Consider the following 20,085-nt stretch of genomic DNA (forward strand, 5'->3'; position numbering starts at 1 on the left):
TCAGAAATACTTTGTGACGCTGACTTGGGCGAAGGTGTCCATGCGGGTGATCATGCGGACGGCGGATTCGATGATGGGATAGGCGCAGACGGCCCCCGATCCTTCGCCGAGACGGAGGTCGAGATGGAGGAGCGCTTTCACATCGAGGGCTTCGAGCATGAGTTTGTGGCCGCTTTCGTCGCCCTGATGTCCGAAGATGGCATAGTCAAGCACGGCGGGACAGAGTTTCGAGGCTGCAAGGATGCAACTCGTCATGATGAAACCGTCGACGATTATAATCATGCCAAGCTCGGCAGCACGGAGCATCGCACCGACGGCCATTACCATTTCGTAGCCTCCGAACCATGCCATTTTCGACTCGACCGAGCCGTCTCCCTTATAGCCATCGAGCGATGCGGAAAGCACATTGTACTTGTGGCTGATTCCGGCATTGTCAAGCCCGGCTCCGGCACCGATGCAGCGGTCGAGAGATATTCCGGTAAAGAGGTGCATCCACATTGATGAAGCCGACGTGTTGCCGCTACCCATTTCACCGAAGCTGACAATGTTGCAATCGGTAGTGGCATGGATTTCGTCCATCACCTCGGCTCCACGGCGGAGGCAAAGGTCAAATTCATCGGGAGTCATGGCCGCCTCATGGCGGAAATTGCGGGTCGACTTGCGGACCTTTTTGTCGATAATGCCTCGACCGGCCGGAATATCATAGTCCACGCCTGCATCCACAAGGACGAGCTTGAATCCGTGTTGCTCGCAGAGGAAATTGATTCCGGCACCACCTTTGGCAAAATGGCCGAGCTGCTGCCATGTCACTTCTTTCGGTGAAACACTGACACCCTCCTCGATGACACCGTGGTCGGCGGCGAAGAGGACATTGTGGGGTGAACGCAATTCGGGGGTGAGCGTCTGCTGGACGAGACAGATTTTAAGGGCAAGTTCCTCCAGACGGCCAAGCGAGCCTTTGGGTTTGGTAAGATTGTCGATTTTATCAATAATCTGCTGACGCAGAGCTGTGTTGACAGGGTGAATGTTGAAAGTCATGATTTAAGATTTGCTTTCCAATTAACCGGAATGATGATTATGGACGCAGGGAAGCCTGCGGTTTTATTTTCACATCTATGCCTGACACAATAAGATGGACTTCATCGGCTTTGGCTGCAACGTATTGGTTGATTGAACCTTGCAAGTCGGTGAAACGGCGCTGAAGAGCGTTTTCCGAAACTCCACCGAGGCCGATTTCATTAGTGACCATGATGAGTGTGGCACCCGTGCGCCCAAGCGCATCCAACCGTGTGGTCATCTCATCCAATGCCGTCCCGACATTCTCGCCGGAAGCGAAAAACCAGTTTGTGGCCCAGAGAGTCACGCAGTCAAACACCACTACGTCGCCCTCACCGACGGCTACCTCATCAACGCGCAGAGGCTCCTCAAACGTTGTCCACTGCGGACCGCGACGAGCCTTGTGGACATCCACGCGCCGACGGAATTCATCGTCAAACACCTGTGCAGTCGCAAGATAGACGGGATGATCGGTGAGTGAGAGCGCAAGGCGTTCGGCAAACATGCTCTTGCCCGACCGCTGCCCTCCTGTTATCATTATAAGCATGATGCGAAAAAAGAGTGATTACCCTGCAAAATTACAAATTATTCAGAGAAAGTCACAACCGATTTTGCCATGCGCATCCACCAAGAGGCAATTTTATTTAATATTTAGAAAGGTCCTTATTGCAAACCAAATGTGACTACCGGAAGCAACGCTTATGTTTTCATAAAGATAGCAGACAGCGAGGTTTCATCTTATATGCAAACTGTTATCACTTTTTTTGCTTTTTCAACGGCTTCTTTCAACTTGCGAGTATTCTCAGCGCGCTGCTCCTTGCTGAGATTTTCGACTTCTTTCCTAAGACGTTCGAAGCGGATGGCGTCCTCACCTGTCAAAATTGGGGTTTCTGCTATTGGTCTTGCCATAGTTATATTCCTTTTAACATATTGATTAACAAAGATACAACAATTTTTCGAGTTATATGCCTTTCTGTTTAAGAAATCTTAGGCTTAACGTTGCATTGGAGATATAGATACCTGAAGCATCAATCCTGCGCGGGAGTGGTTTGGGCGGCGCGGCGGGCGGCGAGCTGACGTTTGACGGCCTTGCGGTTGGCCATGATGTAGAATACACTGAAGATACCGGAGGCCACAAGGATGATGGCCTGGAAACTCCAGCAGACAATCGAATAGGCGGCACCGTCGCTGTTGCTTATACCGAAGAGGCTAAGGGCAAACATGACGGCGATGTTCCACGGTCCGAGACCACCGTTGGAGGGGACGGCCATGCTGCACGAACCGAACACGAAAACCACAAGTCCCGGGACAAGTCCGAGCGTATAGGATGAGTTCATCACCAGCTCACGGGTGAAAGGGAAGGCAAAGAAGCAGACGTATGTCTCGAAGAAATAGCAGATCCAGATACCAAGAGTAAGGATGAGATACAAACCTGTCCCCTTCATGTGAAAAAGCACTTTGAAGCCGTCCCAGATGCGGAGGATACTTGCATTGACACCTTTGACGAATTTAGTGTTGCGGAAATACAGGTCACCTGCGACCAAAAGTGCGACAACAACCACAAGAATCACCCACATAGCGCCATCGGTGGTGAAACGGTCAATGGCCTCTCCGAGTGGATAACGGTCGAGAAAGCGGTCGATGGCCGGATGGGCCACGACGACGGTGAGAATCATGATGAGAAGAATCATGATGCCGTCCGAGGCGCGGTCGCCAAGGTCAGTGCCGACTACAGTCGAGAGCTTGCAACCCTCGCGACGGGAGATGTAGACACAGCGCCATGCCTCACCCAAAAACGGAAAGACGAGGTTGAGGGCGTAGGCACCGAAAATCGACACACTCTCAGCCGTTGCCGGAATACGCGGAATCCCTGCGGCACGCAACTGTATGCCCCAGCGGATGCCTCGGATGATATGGGAAAGGACGGTGATAGCCATCATTGCTACAATATAGCGCCAATCGACTCCCTGACGTATGATGGTCTCGACCTGATGAATGTTGACTTTATGAAAAAGCCATACGATAAGTCCGGCTGAAACGAGCAAGGGAATCAGATATTTAAGCACCCGGCTGACGATTGCAAACCTGTCATGGCGGGGCGAAGGAGCTGAAGATGTGGTGGATGTCGTCTGCATGAAAATTTAACAAACTCGCGGGAGGGAAGGTTGTTGCCTTGAGGGATTTCTTTACAGTATAGAGATTTTTCGTTAGTCTATCCCTTACAGTATAGAGATTTTTTTAGTATAGAGATTAAAGTATAGAGTATAGATAATAGTTTTGAGGATTTGGACGTTGATTTTTAGAGGAGGAGTCCGTGGACCTACCCATCCTCCCAAAACTATTATCTATACTCTATACTTTAATCTCTATACTGTAGGGGATAGACTAACGAAAAATCTCTATACTGTAAAGGAGCGATTAAAGAAATATCTATACTCTATACTTTAATCTCTATACTGTAAGGGATAGACTAACGAAAAACTGTAAAGAATCAACTAATGAAAAAAATATACACCATGTCATATCTGTCGCCTTGCGGGGAGATGCTGTTGGGCGAGTTTGAGGGGAAGCTGTGTCTGTGTGAATGGCTTTCCGGGAAGAGCAATGAGAGCATTCACCGTCGGCTATGCCGATTGCTGAATGCTCAATTCGTGGATGCGCCTGCGGGGAGAAACATGAGTTCGGAAATGACGGAACTTGCTCCTGCCATGAGCAACCGATGTTCGGAAACCGATGAGGTTAATCATATAGGTAAGGGTTCGGAACCGGCAAGCTCCGGCTGCTGCGATGTGGGGTCGGGAGGGTACTCAGGGGTAATTGAGAAGGCTGCGTTGCAACTTGACGAGTATTTCGACGGGACAAGGAGGAGTTTTGACATTCCACTCCTTTTTGTCGGGACGGAGTTTCAGAAGCGTGTGTGGAATGAGCTGCTGACAATCCCCTACGCCACTCCCCTATCCTACGGCGAGCTTGCCCGACGCATCGGTATGCCGTCGGCTGTGCGCGCGGTTGCGAATGCCAACGGTGCGAATGCCATTTCAATTTTTGTCCCCTGCCACCGTATCATCGGCACCGACCGTAGCCTGACGGGCTACGGTGGCGGACTGGCCGCCAAACGACATCTGTTGGATGTTGAGGGGATAGCATATCGGGAGCAGTAGCCAGTCAACGCTGTTTGGCAGGGAGATTTTGTAGAGCTATCCGGCAATAATATTTTGCATAGCCATCGGGCATAGTATTTTGAACGGTCATCCGGCAATAGTATTTTGAACGGTCATCCGGCATACGCGCTACAGCGCGTCCCTACAAGGACTGACCGAAAGCGATTTGTCGGCGGGGTTGCTGTCAGAATTTGGGGCGGAGGAGTTCGATCCAGTAGCCGTCGGGGTCTTCGATGAAATAAATGCCCATAGCAGGGTTCTCGTAGCAGACCACTCCCATTTCCTTATGGTAGGCAAGCAGTTTGTCGTAGTCCTGACCTGCGCTCAGACGCATGGCAAGGTGCGTTTCGTTCTCACCGAGATCGTAGGCTTGAGGATGGTCGCGCATACAGGTGATTTCGAGCCGGAAGGAGGTCTCACCGTCGCCAAGATAGGTTATCGTAAACGCTCCGTCAGGGCCGTCGATATGCCCCACCTCCTTCAAGCCAAGCGCATCACTGTAGAATTTCAACGACCTGTCGCGGTCCGCCACATTGATATTATAGTGGTCAAAATGAAGTTTGAAGTCCATGATTGTGTTGTGGTTTTAATTTTATTCTAACTTATATCTAAATGCAATCCGTTAGGCACATATACCTAATTAACTATACTTGCCGAATGGCACAAAGGTTCACCGCTGCTTGAAAATATCCGGTTAAAAATATTCCGGACTTCCTGCCATGCAGACATGACAAATAAAAAAATATCCCTGCGCCGATTGTTTTCGGTGCAGGGATAAATGAATTGGTTGCAATCAAAGGAATTCTATCAAATTCCTGTAATCGGCGTATAAAGATCTGCGAAATTGGGATTATTCCAGCCTTGGATAGCCTTGTTGTTATTGCCTTCAGAGCGGATGATTACCATATTCATCCATGCAGGACGGCCATTTGTGTTATAGCGGAAATCCTGACGCCAGTTAGTGCCGGCATAAGCACGAGTCACTGAGTAGTTGAGACGCTTGATGTCGAAAAGGCTCTGACCTTCGCCCCAAAGCTCAACTCGCTTCTGGAATACAATCTCTTCAATTATAGCATCCTGATCGGCAGCTTCGCAAGTGTATTCGGGGTCACGGTATGTCTTCATGAATTTTTCAACTTCAGCTTTGCCTTGGGCTGCATTCGTATGGGCAAGAGCCTCAGCATAGATGAAATACATTTCCTCGACACGCATGAGAGGCACTGCGGTTGCAGAACCAACCGACGGTTCCATGTAGTTGCCTTCACCGGGACGGAATTTCACTGCGACAAGAGGACGGACACTAATCGCGGGATTGCAATATGAAACCTTGTCGGCAAGTTCACTTCCGGCAGGAGCAACCCATGAAAGCTTACGGAAATCGGTATCTGAAATGCGGGCATACATTCCTGCGTCGATCATCGGGAAGGCACCGGCTCCGGCATAACCGTAGGCAGCTTCCGAACTCAACATAGAGGTCCAGTTACATATACCGGTGATGACCGCATCATTCTCTTTCTCAAATTTCATACCCCACATCCAAGACGTGTTGTTGAGAGTATTGAATCCGGAGGCAGGATCCGTCCATGCAGCCTCGCTCAACGGTGTACGTCCGCTTGTTGAGATTGCGAGGTCCGCATATTCGGCAGCCTTGGCATAATTCTCATCCCACATATAGAGACGTGCGAGAAGACCATAGACACAAGCCTCATTCGGAAGAGTGCGCTCGGTGAAAGTCGAATATTTGATATTCTCGGCGGCGTAGGTGAGGTCAGAAAGGATGAAATCAAACATTTCCTTATGTGTGGCACGGGGATTATTTCGTGCATCCTCCTCAGTGGTCTCCTCGGTCACGATGGGCACCGTAAGGTTGAGCACATCGTTACCATCGTCAGTAACACTTGAAGTCACCTCATTGGGGAGGAATTCAAACCAACGTGCGAGATCGAGATAAAGCATGGCACGGAAAGCCATCGCAACCGAACGGGCACCGCGTGCAGTCTGATTCTCGGATTCAAGCTCATAGCTTTTGGCAGCGATATTGGTTGAAAGAATCTGCTTGTAATAATAGTTCCAGATAAGCTGCGTATAGGCAAGATTATCCGTGACATAAGCCTCACCCCAAAGGCTGTAACGGTCAAGACCTGTAGCCGGTTTGGGCATATCGCCGGTCATACAGTCACGCACATGCATGAACGATGAATAGCCGAAGTCAATGTGGGATGTCGAACCCGGATAGTAACCGCTGGTATCGAAATTAGGCATGAAACCGGGCATGGCGTAAATGCCTGATTCCGCAGCCTTGATTGAAGAGTCAAGCTGCTCCTGGCTCACCGAGCTTGTCGGTTCCACCTCGTCGATACAACCGGTAAGAGTAAATCCGGCAGATGCGAGAGCAACGACAAAAGTCGATTTTAATATATTTTTCATTGTTAGTCTGTGGATTTAGAATGTTACATTGATACCGCCGGAGATTGTGCGGATCGGAGAATAGTAAGCTGACGAAGATTCGCCGTTAAAGTTGTTTGTCGAATCAAAGGTGAGAGACTGACGGGGATCGAGACCCTGACGCTTTGCCCAGAGAGCAACATTGTCGCAGCTAAGATAGAAACGGATGCGGTCAACCTGAATCTTCTTGGTGACTTTAGAGGGAAGAGTATAACCGAAGTTGATATTCTGAAGAGCAAGATATGATGCATCGGTCAGGAATCGGTCAGAAGTACCTCCGGAGTACTGGTCACCATACTGGAAACGGGGAATATCAGAATTGGGATTTTCCTTGCTCCATGCATTGTAGAGGTCCTTGTGCATAGCTGAACCGAGACCGCTACCGGTCGGGCTACCCATGAGACTTGCATAAGTTGAATCAAGCACCTTACCGCCAAGCTGATAGCCGAAGCTGATAGAGAAATCGAAACCGTATGCCTCTACTGAAGTTCCGAAGCCACCGTAGGCTGAGGGAAGTGCAGTGTCACAGAGATAGTAGCTTGCCTGACCGTAATCAGTGGTTGTCTCGCGGGTCACCACACCGTTGGCATCAGTCTTGTTGACATACCAGAGAGACTGACCGGTCTCTGAATCAACACCTGCATACTTCTTTGTATGGTAGGTATAGATTGAAGAACCCTCTGCAAAATAGAAGTTGCCGCTTGAGAAGCCCTTCTTTCCGTCGACTGTCATTGTACGGCGTTCTTCAGGAAGACGTGTGATTTCATTCTTGTACCATGTGAAATTGAGATTGGCGCTCCATGTGATGTCGCGGTTGCGGAAAATCACGCCGTTAAGGTCAATTTCAAAGCCCTTGTTGGCCATGTCACCGATATTGTCGTAATAACCGGTGTAACCGAAGCTCGGAGAAAGCGGGAAGAAGAAAAGCATGTCGGAAGTCTTGCGGTAGAAGCCTTCGATTGTACCGTTAAGACGTTCATTGAAAAGCGAGAAATCAACACCGGCGTTGAAGTTTCCACCCTTTTCCCACGAAATGTTGGGATTGCCCATAGTTGCAGGAAGAGCCACAGGCTTGCCACCGCTATTAGCGATAGTGTACATGTTCATGTAACGGAAGTTACCGATGTTATCGTTACCCTGTTCACCGTATGAAGCCTTAATTTTCAACATATTGACCCAAGGAGCCTGGAACCACTGCTCCTTATTGATAATCCATGCGGCTGAAAGAGACCAGAAATTACCCCAACGGTGTTTCGGATCGAAGCGCGAGGAAGCGTCACGACGATAGGACACACTTCCGAAATATTTGCTGTCATAGTCATAGTTCACACGACCGAACCAACCTTCACTGTTATAGTTGTTGACGTAGGAGGATGACGAACCGTCGACCACCGCACCATCAAGTTCGGTATTGTCGGGCATGAGCATATTGCTGCGGCTTGCGCTCAGATAATAATATTTATTCCAGTAATTTTCATGACCGAGAAGAACGTTGATGTTGTGTTCACCGAACTGGCGTGTCCAGTTAAGGAGTTGCTGATAAGTGTAGTCGATACGGCGTGCATGTACTTTCTGTACGATACCGTTGGAAGTTGCATATTGTCCGAAATAAGGATTTGTCACGTCAGTTGCACGCTGTTCGAACACATTGACAGTATTGTTTGATGTGAACTTGAAATCACGGAGGAAACGGATTTCAGCGAATCCGGTAGCAGTCATTGCATTACCCTCGTTTTTGTCTACATTGAGGATATTGTCTGAGATAGGGTTGGAATTTGCGAAGTAGGGACGTTCAAGACCGGCGTTCATTCCATCGCCATAGTCATAGAGCTTGACACCATATTGGTTATACATGGGGTTGCCATTGCCGTCGCGGACATAAAGAGGATAAATCGGGGCAAGCTGATTTGCAACAGCAAATATGTTGCCTACCGAACCCGAACTGCCATCATCGCCAAGCGATTTCTGAGTGTAGTGAGAATAGCTCATGTTGGCACCGACCTTAAGCCAAGGTTTTGCCTGAAGATCGGCAGACAGACGACCGGTGAAACGTTCGTAACCGGTATTTGCAGTGATACCTTCATTATTGAGGTAGTTTGCCGAAACATAGAATGAGTGCTTGTCAGTAGCCTGTGACACACTCAGGTTGTATTCCTGACGGAGTGCGTCACGGTAAGCTGCATCTACCCAACTGTCAGGGCGGAGAAGATACTCAACGCCATCGTAGGTCACTTTGTTGCCAAGAGTTGCATTCGGATTGAGCTTGTAGCCATCCACAAGAAGACCCTCTCCTGCCGGAACATTGTAGACATTATAGATAAGTGAGAATGTATTGTTCGGATCGGGGTTCACCATATTGCTGTTGACAAGGCGCAGGGCTGTCTCAGCATCGTAGACAGTTCCGTTCTGAGAGGCAGGATCCATAATGAAATTTCCAAGAGCCCGACCATACATCTCATAATATGCGGCAGGCGAGGAAATCACATCATAATCCTTCACAGCGCGAGAATTCTGACCCCACTTGGCATCAAATGTCACTTTGGCTGTACCCTTACCTCTCTTGGTAGTAATAAGGATGACACCGTTGGCACCACGAGCACCGTAGAGAGCTGCGGAAGCAGCATCCTTAAGCACAGTCATCGACTCGACATCCTGAGCGCTGATATTATCAACACTTCCGGCGTAGGGAGTACCATCCACAACGATAAGGGGTTCAGTACCTGCGGAAATAGAAGAAATACCACGGATAAAGATGTTGGGTGAAGATCCGGGCTGACCGGATGCAGTGTTGAGCTGAACGCCCGAAACCTTACCTTTGAGAGCGTCGATTGGATTGGTGACCTGCACAGCTTCAATCTGTGAAGCATCAAGGACTGATGCCGAGCCGGTGAAGGCTGAACGTTTGGCGGTGCCGTAAGCGACGGTGATGACTTCGTCGAGCATGTTTGTTCCGTCGAGGACGATGTTCATCTTGGAGCCGGGGGTCACGGCTACTTCCTTGGTGTGCATACCGACGTATGATACCTGGAGTTTTTTGACTGTGGAAGGCAGCGAGAGCGAGAAGTTGCCGTCGACGTCTGTCGCGGTTCCGATCTGAGTACCGACTCCCATGACGGTCGCGCCCACCAGGGGCTCGCCGTCGGCGCTGGTCACCGTGCCGCTGACGGTCTGGTTCTGTGCCATGACCGCAAGGCTGGTGATGAGGGCCGCAAGTAGTAGAAACAGCTTTTTCATACCTAATAGTTAAGTAATACGAAATTAATTAAAGTATAGAATAATAATGATTGTTCGTTGTTGGTCAGCGGTTTATGTAGGCATATCCCGCGTTGGAGGATTGGGGGTTCAGGGCGTTTAAACAAGGTTAAATCGTACCTAATGGAATCTCGCCACCACACGGTGGCTTTTATGTTGTGATGGTTTGGTTTGCCGTGGTGCGTGGTGCACGAGAGTCAGCGTGGACAGATGAAAAAAGCGAATAAAACATACAGATTTTTTCACAAATCCTAAACTATCTGGCCACAAAAGTAATATTTTTTGAGGAATATGTTAATCATATTTATGTAAAAAGATGTTAAATCTATGTGTTAACAGCATCAAATTGGCATTTTAAGGCTTTTGAGTGTGGCAAAATGAAAGAAAACGGCAATATAAAATGACAAGAATCAAACTTTGCGGCATCTGTCGCGGATGTTTGGAATGGAGGGTGATTTTAAGTCGGGGATGGATGATTTCTTATCAAATGTGAAATCATTATCGGCAAAGTTACGAAAAATCAATATTGTATGAATATTTTTGATAAATTATTTGTTTAAATGAAGTAATGGTTATAAATTTGCACCGTTCAAAACACAATTCGACAATGACCACACAGCTTATCAACAAGAATTATTGGTGGCACATCGGTAGGATATATCGATGGCAATGATTCGTGCAGGCATGAGTCGAAAGATAGGAATGATTTAGCTATAATACAATAACGCGGCCATCGATTAACGAAATCGGTGGCCGCTTCTTTTTTTTCCGGAAATACAATCAAGGTAATCATCACACACTATACACACTGGTATGAAAAAATACAGATCGCTCCTTCCGATTGATGAGGAAGGCTACTACGGACGATTCGGTGGCGCATACATCCCCGAGATTCTCCACAGCAACGTCAGAAATCTCCGCGAGGCATTTTACCGCTATGTCGATGACGAAGATTTTCAGAAGGAATTCGACGCACTGATGCGCGACTATGTGGGCCGTCCGTCTCCGCTCTACCGTGCGGACCGCCTGAGCGCCCTCTACGGGACCAACATCTATCTCAAGCGCGAGGACCTCAACCACACGGGCGCTCACAAGATCAACAACGCGATAGGGTCGGCTCTGCTCGCCAAGCGCATGGGCAAACACCGTATCATAGCCGAGACGGGCGCAGGTCAGCACGGAGTGGCCACCGCCACGGTCTGCGCGCTGATGGGACTTGAATGTGTGGTCTACATGGGTGCGACCGACGTCGCTCGTCAGCAGCCCAACGTGGAGCGCATGAAGATGCTCGGCGCGAAGGTGGTCCCCGTCCAGTCGGGCAACAAGACCTTGAAGGATGCAACCAACGAGGCCATCCGCGACTGGTGTTGCAACCCTGACAGCTTCTATATCATCGGAAGCACCGTCGGGCCTCACCCTTATCCGGAGATGGTGGCCCATTTCCAATCGGTCATCAGCAAGGAGATAAAGGATCAGCTGCGGAGTCAGATTGGGCGTGAGAATCCTGACTATGTTGTGGCCTGCGTCGGTGGAGGCAGTAATGCTGCCGGAGCTTTCTACCATTTCGTCAATCATCCGGAGGTGAAGCTAATTGCCGCCGAGGCAGCCGGGAAGGGAATCAACAGCGGTGAGACAGCCGCGACCATCCATGCAGGTAGCGAGGGCATCATCCACGGCGCGCGAACCTTGGTGATGCAGACGGACGACGGTCAGATTGTGGAGCCTTACTCGATTTCTGCCGGTCTCGACTATCCGGGCATCGGCCCGCTCCATGCTTTCCTTGCCACATCGGGGCGTGCGGAGGTGATGGCCGTGACTGATGCGGAGGCTTTGGATGCCGCGATGACTCTGACACGCAACGAGGGGATTATTCCGGCGCTCGAAAGTGCCCATGCCTTGGCTGTCCTCGACAAAAAGCATTTCCGTGAAGATGATATAGTGGTCATCAATGTGTCGGGCCGAGGAGATAAGGATATGCATACTTATCTTTATTCTTTACAGTATAGAGATGTCTCTTTATAGTATAGAGGTTAAAGTATAGAGTATAGATATTACCACCTTATTATATATAGGGATTGTAGGGACGCGCTGTAGCGCGTATGCCGGATGACATTCATCAGGCTGTGCATTCTGTTTCCATCCGGAAATGTATTCCGTTTCATCCCGTAATGTATTCCATAATATATTCTATCCCGCCGGACATTTTGTAGTTCATTTGGCATACGCGCTACAGCGCGTCCCTACAAAATTAGATATAACAATTATTTGCATATAACGACAATACATATACAACCATAATTTATTAACAACGATAACTCACATACAACTATATATGAAAACTAAACTGAAACAATATAGACGTACAATTCCTGCGGATCTTGAGACTCCGGTTGGAATCTATCTGAAAGTGCGCGACCTCTATCCGCAGTCGGCCCTGCTCGAAAGTTCGGACTACCACGCACAACACAACGCCACATCCTTCATCGGCGTGGAGCCTATCGGTAGTTTCAAGGTCGTCGACGGAGAGATTGTAACCACCGTCCCCACCGCCGTAGGGGGTGAGACCCGCCTTAGTATTGCCGACGGTGTCGACGTGGTTGAGGAACTGCGCAACTACATTGAGAACTTCGACATAGAGGATGCCAACCCGAAACTCCCCGACGGACTGCTCGGCTATACGGCCTACGATGCGGTGCGCTACTTCGAGGATGTCGAGATTCAGCCTAAAGAGGAGAAGTTTGCCGGTGTACCCGACATGTATTATGTCCTTTACCGCTTTCTCATTGAGGTCAACCACTACAAGAACGAGATGACCATCATCGAGAACTGTCCGGAGGGAGAATCCCCGAAAACCGACGAACTTCTCTCGGTGCTCCACAACAACAATATGGCGCAATATCCGTTCACACCCGCCGACGATCTCGAATCGACCATGACTGACGAAGAATTTGTCGGAATGGTTGAAAAATGCGTGAAACATGCTCTTCGCGGCGACGTCTTCCAGATTGTGCCCTCGCGCCGCTTCTCGCGCGGGTTCACCGGTGATGAGTTCAACGTCTACCGCGCTCTCCGCTGCATCAACCCATCTCCCTATCTATTCTACTTCGATTTCGGCAGTTTCAAGGTGTTCGGTTCGTCTCCGGAGACACATCTGCGCATCACCGGACGCACCGCCTACATCGACCCCATCGCGGGGACATTCCGCAGAACCGGCGACGACGACCGCGACCGCGAACTGGCCAAAGCACTCCTCAGAGACGAAAAGGAAAATGCCGAACACATCATGCTCGTTGACCTCGCGCGCAACGACCTCAGCCGCAGCGGCGGACGGGTTGAGATAGAATTCCTGAAAGAGATACAGTATTACTCCCATGTTATCCACATGGTGTCGCGCGTCAAGGCCGAACTGCCCGAGGGGGTCAACAACTACCGTCTCTTCGCCGACACCTTCCCTGCAGGAACCCTCTCCGGTGCTCCGAAAGTGAGAGCCATGCAAATCATCAATGAAGTCGAGCCCCACAGCCGAATGCTCTACGGCGGTTGCATCGGGTATCTCGGTTTCAATGGCGACATCAATCAGGCCATCACCATCCGCAGTTTCCTCAGTTGCGGCAAGCGCCTCTACTCACAGGCCGGTGCGGGCATCGTCGCACGTTCCAACCCGCAGAGCGAACTCCAGGAGACACGCAACAAGCTCGGCGCTCTCAGCAAAGCTATAACCTACGCCGTTGAATTCGGAAAATAACCCTCATAATAATTCCAAGCCATGCGACTACTCATATTTGACAACTACGACTCTTTTACATATAATATAGCCCACGCCGTGCGTCAGCTCGGAGTGGAACCCGACGTCATCCGCAACGACAAAATCACCCTTGACGAAGTCGGTAACTACGACAAAATCATCATCTCCCCCGGACCCGGTATCCCGTCGGAAGCAGGCATACTTCCGCAATTGCTCGAACGCTACGGCTCGGAGAAACCCATACTTGGTGTGTGTCTCGGCCATCAGGCCATCGGCGAACGCTTCGGTGCGAAACTCCGCAACTTATCCACCGTCTATCATGGCGTACAGTCGACCGTCCGTCTGACAGCCGATGACTACATATTCGCCGGAATACCCTCCGAGTTCGAGGTGGGACGCTACCACTCATGGGTGGTCGACCGCGATTCGCTCCCTTCGGAGCTTGAGGTGACAGCCGTAAGCCCCGATGGCGAAATCATGGCCATGCGCCACAAAAATCTTGACGTGCGCGGCGTTCAGTTCCATCCCGAATCTGTCCTCACACCCTACGGACTTGAAATCATCGACAACTGGTTGAGACATTAAGCCCCTTTAAGAAATCATTCATAATGTACAATTGACATTACGTTTATTATGAAAAATCTACTCTATAAAATGTTTGAGCACAAGAACCTTAGCCGCGAAGAGGCGAGGGAAGTGCTTCTGAATATAGCCGACGGCAAGTATAACGACGCGCAGCTTGCAGCCTTCATGACCGTCTTTCTCATGCGCAGCATCACCCTCGATGAACTGACTGGTTTCCGCGATGCACTGCTCGAACGTCGTCGTCCGGTCGACATGGGCGATGTCAAAGCCATTGACATCGTTGGCACAGGCGGAGATGGCAAGAACACATTCAACATCTCGACAGCCACATGTTTTGTTGTGGCCGGATCGGGCAGAAAGGTGGTGAAGCACGGCAACTATGGTGCAAGTTCCGTGTCGGGTGCAAGTAACGTGCTCGAACATCATGGCGTGAAGTTCACCGACGATATTGACAAGCTCCGCCGTTCGCTCGACGAGTCGGGAGTCAGCTACCTCCATGCTCCCTTCTTCAGCCCTGCACTCAAAAGTGTTGCCCCTGTCAGGAAAGCCCTTGCGGTGCGTAATTTCTTCAACATGCTCGGCCCGCTTGTCAATCCGACACTCCCGAAGCATCAGCTCCTCGGTGTCTACAACCTTAAGCTCATGCGTCTATACAACTACATCGCTCAAAACGAGGGAATCAATTGCACCATAGTCCATTCGCTCGACGGATACGACGAAATTTCGCTGACTTCACCCTTCAAAGTTGTTGGCGTGCAGGAGGAAAGAGTCTATACGCCATCCGACATCCGTCTCCCGCAGGCTATGGAAGCCGATCTGTGGGGCGGCGACACCGTGGCCGATGCTGCAAAGATTTTTGATGCAGTGCTTTCCGGCAAAGCAACTCCGGCGCAGGAAAACTGCGTGGTTGCGAACGCAGCCTTTGCCATCCGTACTCTTGAACCGGAAGTGAGTCTCGACACCGCACTCAGCGAGGCGCGTGAGAGCATCCGGTCGGGCCGTGCGGCGGAGTCGTTCAAAAAATTCGTGGAAATCAACAGCTAACACGTCGTCATCATGTCAAATATACTTGATAAAATCATAGCCAACAAGCGCCGGGAGGTGGCGGCCACCGATGCTATTCTCGGTCCGGAAGTGAAAATAGCCACCGACCGCACGCCCATTTCGCTCCGCCAGGCCTTGCTTGACAGCCCGACCGGCATAATCGCCGAATTCAAGCGCCGCTCACCGTCAAAAGGCGAGATTCATCCGCTTGCGCTTGTCAATGAGGTTCTTCCGGCCTATCAGGATGCCGGTGCGGCAGCGTGTTCGGTCCTTACCGACACGGTTTACTTCGGAGGCGCGTTGACCGACCTCATGCTTGCGCGCAGTTGCAGCTCATTGCCATTGCTTCGGAAAGATTTCATTGTGTCGCGCAGGCAGATTGCCGAAGCGCGCGCCTGTGGGGCGGATGCCGTGCTTCTCATCGCAGCCGCTCTTGAGGCTGAGGAGATTCTGGATTTCACCCGCTATGCCCATTCGCTCGGCCTCGAAGTGCTTTTTGAGATTCACAATGCCCGTGAACTGGAGAAGTATTGCCCCGAAGTGGATATGGTCGGTGTCAACAACCGTGACCTGACCACCTTCCACACCGACCCATTGCTGTCGGAAAGAGTGGCGCGTGAACTTCCTGCCGATGTGGTGAAGGTTGCCGAGAGCGGTCTGACCTCCATGACTGAGGTCGAGCAGCTTCGCGCCTCCGGTTTCAGTGGTTTTCTGATTGGCGAGACCTTCATGCGTCACGACCATCCCGGTGAGGCTCTGAGAGATTTCATGGAATTCAGAATGTAAAACCGGATAGATGACCGCCATGAGCCTTTCAATCAAAATCTGCGGGATGGCCGATGCCGGAAATATCCGTGAGGCGATGGCCCTGTGTCCCGATTACCTCGGTCTGATTTTTCATCCCGCCTCACCTCGAAATGCCTGCAATCTGAATCCGGAAGAGCTTGCCGGGGTTAGGGAGGCGATTAAATTCGTCGGAGTGTTCGTCAACCGTCCTGAGGATGAGATTCTTGCCCGTTGTGAGGCTTATCGTCTTCACGCCGTGCAGCTTCATGGCGATGAGAGCCCGGAGTTTTGCCATTCGCTGCGTGGCCGTGGATTTGAAATCTGGAAAGCGGTTGGTATTGAGACTGTTGGCGACATCAACTCATTGGAGAGATATGCCGCTTGCGTCGATCGCTTTGTTTTCGACCGCAAAAGCCCGCGACACGGCGGCACCGGAAAGAAATTCGACTGGAGCCTCCTCGCGTCCTATAGTCTCCCGGTCGGCTTCATGCTCGGCGGCGGAATAGGACCGGAAGATGCAGATGCCATCGCAGCGCTGCGTCACCCACAGCTCGTCGGTATTGACCTGAACAGCCGTTTTGAACTTTCGCCGGGAATAAAGGACATTGGACTTCTGAACGCTTTTTTGAAAAGTCTCGGATAGAAATAATTACAAATCTAAGCGTGGATTTATCACTTTTGAATGACCCTCGCGATAAAAAAACATACAAAAAATGAACAGAATAGATAAGCTTTTCGCCCGTAAGAACAGCGATATACTTTCGATATATTTCACATGCGGCTATCCGCAGAAAGATTCGACCGTCGATGTCATCAAAGCCCTTGCCGATGGTGGGGTCGATATGATTGAAGTCGGTGTCCCATTTTCCGACCCTATGGCTGACGGTCCCGTGATTCAGGAAAGTTCCACCGTTGCACTGCGCAACGGCATGAATCTCCACCTTCTTCTGGATCAGGTCGAAGAAGCGCGTCGCACCGTCACCGACATCCCTATGGTACTCATGGGCTATCTGAACCCCATGATGCAATATGGCATCGAACCGCTTTTCAAGCGTTGTAAGGAGATTGGCATTGATGCAATCATCATCCCCGACCTCCCGTTTCATGAATACATGCGCGACATCCGCAGTCTCTGCCGGAAGTATGACCTTCCGATGATAATGCTGATAACACCCGAGACTTCCGACGAGCGCATCCGCCTCATTGATGAGAACTGCGACGGCTTCATCTACATGGTATCCGCGGCAGCCACAACCGGCACACGCGATTCATTCGGTGAGCAGCAGATTGATTATTTCCGACATGTCAACTCCCTCAGTCTCACTCATAAGCGTCTCATAGGCTTCGGAATTTCCAATCCATCCACCCTCGGCGAAGCCTTCACCTACGCATCCGGAGCCATCGTCGGTTCGCTCTTCATCAAATGTCTCGCCAAAACCTCCACCCCCGCCGAGGCGGTGAAGCTGCTTAAAGAAACTCTTGGAGTATGATAGGCTATCAATAAGTTGACCGTAATATCAAAAGGCTCAAAAAAGTACTCCGGCATGTCATCAATGCCGGAGTACTTTTTTTGAACCTCTCTGATTCGATATGTCGTGAGTCAGATTGAATTGAGCGATGTAAAAACAAACTGATTGTCGGGGCAATTTTCGCAAATAGTGGATTTATACGCCTTTTTTGCTTAACTTTGCATGTTGATTCACTCTATCAGACTATCATTTATCCAAATGCGCAACGAATCTGAACTCCAAGGGGTGTCGCTGCTCGGTAACACCGGAACAGCTTACCCCACGCAATATGCACCCGAAGTGCTTGAAACATTCATCAACAAGCACCCTGACAATGAATATCTCGTGACATTCACCTGTCCGGAATTCACGTCGCTTTGCCCCAAGACAGGGCAGCCTGATTTCGCTAAAATCCTCATATCATATATCCCGCGTGAGAAAATGGTCGAGAGCAAGAGCCTGAAACTCTATCTCTTCAGCTTCCGCAACCACGGCGACTTTCATGAGGATTGCGTCAACATCATCATGAAGGACCTTATAGCCCTCATGGATCCACGCTACATTGAGGTCAAGGGCATCTTCACTCCGCGTGGAGGCATAGCCATCCATCCCTTTGCCAACTATGGTGATGCTGACCACCAGCATCTGGTCAGCCAGCGCCTCCTCGCCTCCATCCCCGACAGCTTCTGACAGCCCAAGCCGGAGGCCGTCGGACCAGGCGGACCAGTCTGACAAGTCCGACCGGTCCGACAAGTCTGACCAGTCCGACCGGTCCGAAAGCTCCCTCACCAATCATCCCCCTCCAACCCCAAGACTACAATCATGGTAAAAGATACACTCCTTGTCCTCTCCGGAGGAATGGACTCAGTGACAATGCTTTGGGAATATGCCGATACCATTGCAGCCGCTGTCACTTTCCAATATGGCTCTAATCATAACCGGCGCGAGGCCGAATGTGCCCGCTGGAACTGCAAACGCCTCGGCATAAAATGGTATGAAATCGACCTCTCCTTCATGGGAAAATACTTTCAAAGCTCGCTCCTGAGCGGTGCCGATGCCATCCCCGAAGGAAACTATGATGATGAAAACATGCGTTCGACCGTGGTCCCGTTCCGCAACGGTATCATGCTTTCCGTGGCAGCCGGACTTGCCGAAAGTCTCGGACTGAAAAACGTCATGATAGCCAACCATTCCGGCGACCATGCCATCTATCCCGACTGCCGTCCGGAATTCATCAATTCCATGGGCGCTGCCATAGCCGACGGGACCTACGAGCATCTTCAGCTCCTTGCTCCATACACCAATCTGTCAAAAGGTGAGATTGCCTTGCGTGGCAAGAACCTCGGCGTGGACTATTCACACACCTATTCCTGCTATAAGGGTGGCGAACATCACTGCGGAAAGTGCGGCACATGTGTTGAGCGTCGTGAGGCTCTCGAATTTGCCGGAATCGTACTCGACAACGACTGATGGCCCCGATGAACAACAGCTATCAGTCAGATTCCCGGCGACCGCGACGAAGACAACGCCGCAAGTTCAGCCCGCGCAAGACCATGCGCCTTCTCCTTCCGCTCGCTCTGTTCATCGGTCTGTGTGTGGTGATGTGTACTCCCACCCATAATTCCGAGGGAGACGGTTCGCAGGTTGTGACCGCAAAGACAGGAAGCGAAGCGGTTGTGGAGGAGGAAGTTGCAAAGTCCGACCTCACAAAGCCCTCAGCAAAGAGCGAACCGAAGCCCGTGAACTACAAAAGTGTGCGCGAGTTGGAGACCGACACCGTCAGTTCCTACCTTGCCCACCTTCCGGAAATGCCTGAGCCTACCCGCCGCATTAAGGTGAACTACTTCGGTAATATGCGCAATCATTTCAACGACAGTAACTATATCCACTGGCAGGAAGCCGAACTCTTCGGCATCGAACCGCTTTCCGACACCCGTTCCCACTGGCAACTGCGCGCTCCGATTGTGAAGGTGACAAGTTGCGAGGACTACTTCATAGATTCGCTCGTTTTCTCCCGTCCCTACCTTGTCCCGACTGCAGTTGCGCGTCTCCACGAAATCGGCCGGCGTTTCCGCGACAGTATCAACGTGCGTGGCGGTGGTGACTACCGTATAAAGGTGACAAGCCTTCTGCGCACTCCCCGCACTGTCAAACTCCTGCGCCGTCGCAACCGCAACGCAATCGACTCCTCGGTCCATCAGCTCGGCACGACGTTCGACATTTCCTACGCCTCCTTCATTGCCGACAATGCTGATAATCCCCGCAGTGTCGACGACCTGAAAGGAATCCTCGGCGAAGTGCTTAAGGCAATGCGCGAGGAAGGGAAACTCTGGGTGAAATATGAGCACGGACAGCCATGCTTTCATATAACCGCCAGAAAAGAAGGCGAACATGAACAGCGGTAGCTGTGCATTCGACCCATATATAAAAATTTTACGCCTCCATCCTGCGTTATGATACTTTGTTTATTGTTATAATTCATGGTGGTATTATTGATTCTGCC

18 protein-coding genes are annotated in these 20,085 nt (G+C 50.6%); 11 read left to right on the forward strand and 7 right to left on the reverse strand.

Features of this window, described 5'->3' with window-relative positions; genetic code table 11:
• From cobT to QZ310_RS09680, 4 genes are all read right to left on the reverse strand, one after another.
• Positions 1-1,041 carry a nicotinate-nucleotide--dimethylbenzimidazole phosphoribosyltransferase gene (gene cobT, locus QZ310_RS09665; protein ID WP_297072323.1) on the reverse strand — a complete coding sequence of 347 codons (1,041 nt, stop codon included), beginning with the start codon at positions 1,039-1,041 and terminating at the stop codon, positions 1-3.
• A 34-nt stretch (positions 1,042-1,075) separates the two neighbouring features.
• Positions 1,076-1,603, reverse strand: a complete 528-nt coding sequence (gene cobU / locus QZ310_RS09670; protein ID WP_297072300.1) for a bifunctional adenosylcobinamide kinase/adenosylcobinamide-phosphate guanylyltransferase — start codon at positions 1,601-1,603, stop codon at positions 1,076-1,078.
• 191 nt (positions 1,604-1,794) lie between these two features.
• A complete protein-coding gene (locus QZ310_RS09675; protein WP_297072301.1) occupies positions 1,795-1,965 on the reverse strand; it encodes a hypothetical protein in 171 nt (56 codons plus the stop codon).
• Positions 1,966-2,084: 119 nt separating this feature from the next.
• Positions 2,085-3,191, reverse strand: coding sequence for a lysylphosphatidylglycerol synthase transmembrane domain-containing protein (locus QZ310_RS09680; protein WP_297072302.1), 1,107 nt, complete (start codon positions 3,189-3,191; stop codon positions 2,085-2,087).
• 363 nt (positions 3,192-3,554) lie between these two features.
• Here QZ310_RS09680 and QZ310_RS09685 point away from each other — a divergent pair, with 363 nt between their 5' ends.
• Positions 3,555-4,217 (forward strand): methylated-DNA--[protein]-cysteine S-methyltransferase, encoded by a 663-nt coding sequence (locus QZ310_RS09685; protein ID WP_297072303.1) that lies wholly within the window; start codon positions 3,555-3,557, stop codon positions 4,215-4,217.
• Positions 4,218-4,401: 184 nt separating this feature from the next.
• Here the strand turns inward: QZ310_RS09685 and QZ310_RS09690 are convergent, their stop codons facing one another.
• The 3 genes from QZ310_RS09690 to QZ310_RS09700 all read right to left on the reverse strand — a co-directional run bounded on the left by QZ310_RS09690 (position 4,402) and on the right by QZ310_RS09700 (position 9,896).
• Entirely contained in the window at positions 4,402-4,788 is a 387-nt protein-coding gene (locus QZ310_RS09690; RefSeq protein WP_297072304.1) for a VOC family protein, read from the reverse strand.
• Between the two features lie 236 nt (positions 4,789-5,024).
• Positions 5,025-6,644: a RagB/SusD family nutrient uptake outer membrane protein gene (locus tag QZ310_RS09695; protein WP_297072305.1), complete on the reverse strand. Its 1,620-nt coding sequence runs from the start codon at positions 6,642-6,644 to the stop codon at positions 5,025-5,027.
• A gap of 15 nt (positions 6,645-6,659) precedes the next feature.
• On the reverse strand, positions 6,660-9,896 hold the full coding sequence (locus QZ310_RS09700) for a TonB-dependent receptor (protein WP_297072306.1): 3,237 nt from the start codon (positions 9,894-9,896) through the stop codon (positions 6,660-6,662).
• Positions 9,897-10,727: 831 nt separating this feature from the next.
• On the opposite strand from QZ310_RS09700, the gene trpB reads away from it, so the two are divergent.
• The 10 genes from trpB to QZ310_RS09750 all read left to right on the forward strand — a co-directional run bounded on the left by trpB (position 10,728) and on the right by QZ310_RS09750 (position 19,987).
• Entirely contained in the window at positions 10,728-11,936 is a 1,209-nt protein-coding gene (trpB, locus tag QZ310_RS09705) for a tryptophan synthase subunit beta (protein WP_297072307.1), read from the forward strand.
• Positions 11,937-12,246: 310 nt separating this feature from the next.
• Entirely contained in the window at positions 12,247-13,659 is a 1,413-nt protein-coding gene (locus tag QZ310_RS09710; RefSeq protein WP_297072308.1) for an anthranilate synthase component I family protein, read from the forward strand.
• Positions 13,660-13,680: 21 nt separating this feature from the next.
• A complete protein-coding gene (locus tag QZ310_RS09715; RefSeq protein WP_297072309.1) occupies positions 13,681-14,244 on the forward strand; it encodes an aminodeoxychorismate/anthranilate synthase component II in 564 nt (187 codons plus the stop codon).
• Positions 14,245-14,292: 48 nt separating this feature from the next.
• Complete coding sequence (gene trpD, locus QZ310_RS09720) at positions 14,293-15,288, forward strand: anthranilate phosphoribosyltransferase (RefSeq protein ID WP_297072310.1); 996 nt, start codon at positions 14,293-14,295, stop codon at positions 15,286-15,288.
• A gap of 12 nt (positions 15,289-15,300) precedes the next feature.
• Positions 15,301-16,074, forward strand: a complete 774-nt coding sequence (locus QZ310_RS09725) for an indole-3-glycerol phosphate synthase TrpC (RefSeq protein ID WP_297072311.1) — start codon at positions 15,301-15,303, stop codon at positions 16,072-16,074.
• 19 nt (positions 16,075-16,093) lie between these two features.
• Positions 16,094-16,717 (forward strand): phosphoribosylanthranilate isomerase, encoded by a 624-nt coding sequence (locus tag QZ310_RS09730; RefSeq protein ID WP_297072312.1) that lies wholly within the window; start codon positions 16,094-16,096, stop codon positions 16,715-16,717.
• Positions 16,718-16,787: 70 nt separating this feature from the next.
• Positions 16,788-17,564 (forward strand): tryptophan synthase subunit alpha, encoded by a 777-nt coding sequence (trpA, locus tag QZ310_RS09735; protein ID WP_297072313.1) that lies wholly within the window; start codon positions 16,788-16,790, stop codon positions 17,562-17,564.
• Between the two features lie 237 nt (positions 17,565-17,801).
• Positions 17,802-18,272, forward strand: a complete 471-nt coding sequence (gene queF / locus QZ310_RS09740; protein WP_297072314.1) for a preQ(1) synthase — start codon at positions 17,802-17,804, stop codon at positions 18,270-18,272.
• 132 nt (positions 18,273-18,404) lie between these two features.
• Positions 18,405-19,052: a 7-cyano-7-deazaguanine synthase QueC gene (queC, locus tag QZ310_RS09745; RefSeq protein WP_297072315.1), complete on the forward strand. Its 648-nt coding sequence runs from the start codon at positions 18,405-18,407 to the stop codon at positions 19,050-19,052.
• Positions 19,053-19,060: 8 nt separating this feature from the next.
• The gene (locus QZ310_RS09750) at positions 19,061-19,987 is read left to right on the forward strand and encodes a DUF5715 family protein (RefSeq protein ID WP_297072316.1); all 927 of its coding nucleotides are present in this window, start codon (positions 19,061-19,063) and stop codon (positions 19,985-19,987) included.
• The last annotated feature ends 98 nt before the right edge of the window (positions 19,988-20,085 follow it).

The sequence above is a fragment of the uncultured Duncaniella sp. genome, assembly GCF_910577345.1.
Classification (GTDB): domain Bacteria; phylum Bacteroidota; class Bacteroidia; order Bacteroidales; family Muribaculaceae; genus Duncaniella.

Bases quoted from the DNA above. Each gene is read 5' to 3' on its own strand.
- cobU (WP_297072300.1), bottom strand. From the start codon at position 1,603: ATGCTTATAATGATAACAGGAGGGCAGCGGTCGGGCAAGAGCATGTTT.
- QZ310_RS09675 (WP_297072301.1), bottom strand. From the start codon at position 1,965: ATGGCAAGACCAATAGCAGAAACCCCAATTTTGACAGGTGAGGACGCC.
- QZ310_RS09680 (WP_297072302.1), bottom strand. From the start codon at position 3,191: ATGCAGACGACATCCACCACATCTTCAGCTCCTTCGCCCCGCCATGAC.
- QZ310_RS09685 (WP_297072303.1), top strand. From the start codon at position 3,555: ATGAAAAAAATATACACCATGTCATATCTGTCGCCTTGCGGGGAGATG.
- QZ310_RS09690 (WP_297072304.1), bottom strand. From the start codon at position 4,788: ATGGACTTCAAACTTCATTTTGACCACTATAATATCAATGTGGCGGAC.
- QZ310_RS09695 (WP_297072305.1), bottom strand. From the start codon at position 6,644: ATGAAAAATATATTAAAATCGACTTTTGTCGTTGCTCTCGCATCTGCC.
- QZ310_RS09700 (WP_297072306.1), bottom strand. From the start codon at position 9,896: ATGAAAAAGCTGTTTCTACTACTTGCGGCCCTCATCACCAGCCTTGCG.
- trpB (WP_297072307.1), top strand. From the start codon at position 10,728: ATGAAAAAATACAGATCGCTCCTTCCGATTGATGAGGAAGGCTACTAC.
- QZ310_RS09710 (WP_297072308.1), top strand. From the start codon at position 12,247: ATGAAAACTAAACTGAAACAATATAGACGTACAATTCCTGCGGATCTT.
- QZ310_RS09715 (WP_297072309.1), top strand. From the start codon at position 13,681: ATGCGACTACTCATATTTGACAACTACGACTCTTTTACATATAATATA.
- trpD (WP_297072310.1), top strand. From the start codon at position 14,293: ATGAAAAATCTACTCTATAAAATGTTTGAGCACAAGAACCTTAGCCGC.
- QZ310_RS09725 (WP_297072311.1), top strand. From the start codon at position 15,301: ATGTCAAATATACTTGATAAAATCATAGCCAACAAGCGCCGGGAGGTG.
- QZ310_RS09730 (WP_297072312.1), top strand. From the start codon at position 16,094: ATGAGCCTTTCAATCAAAATCTGCGGGATGGCCGATGCCGGAAATATC.
- trpA (WP_297072313.1), top strand. From the start codon at position 16,788: ATGAACAGAATAGATAAGCTTTTCGCCCGTAAGAACAGCGATATACTT.
- queF (WP_297072314.1), top strand. From the start codon at position 17,802: ATGCGCAACGAATCTGAACTCCAAGGGGTGTCGCTGCTCGGTAACACC.
- queC (WP_297072315.1), top strand. From the start codon at position 18,405: ATGGTAAAAGATACACTCCTTGTCCTCTCCGGAGGAATGGACTCAGTG.
- QZ310_RS09750 (WP_297072316.1), top strand. From the start codon at position 19,061: ATGAACAACAGCTATCAGTCAGATTCCCGGCGACCGCGACGAAGACAA.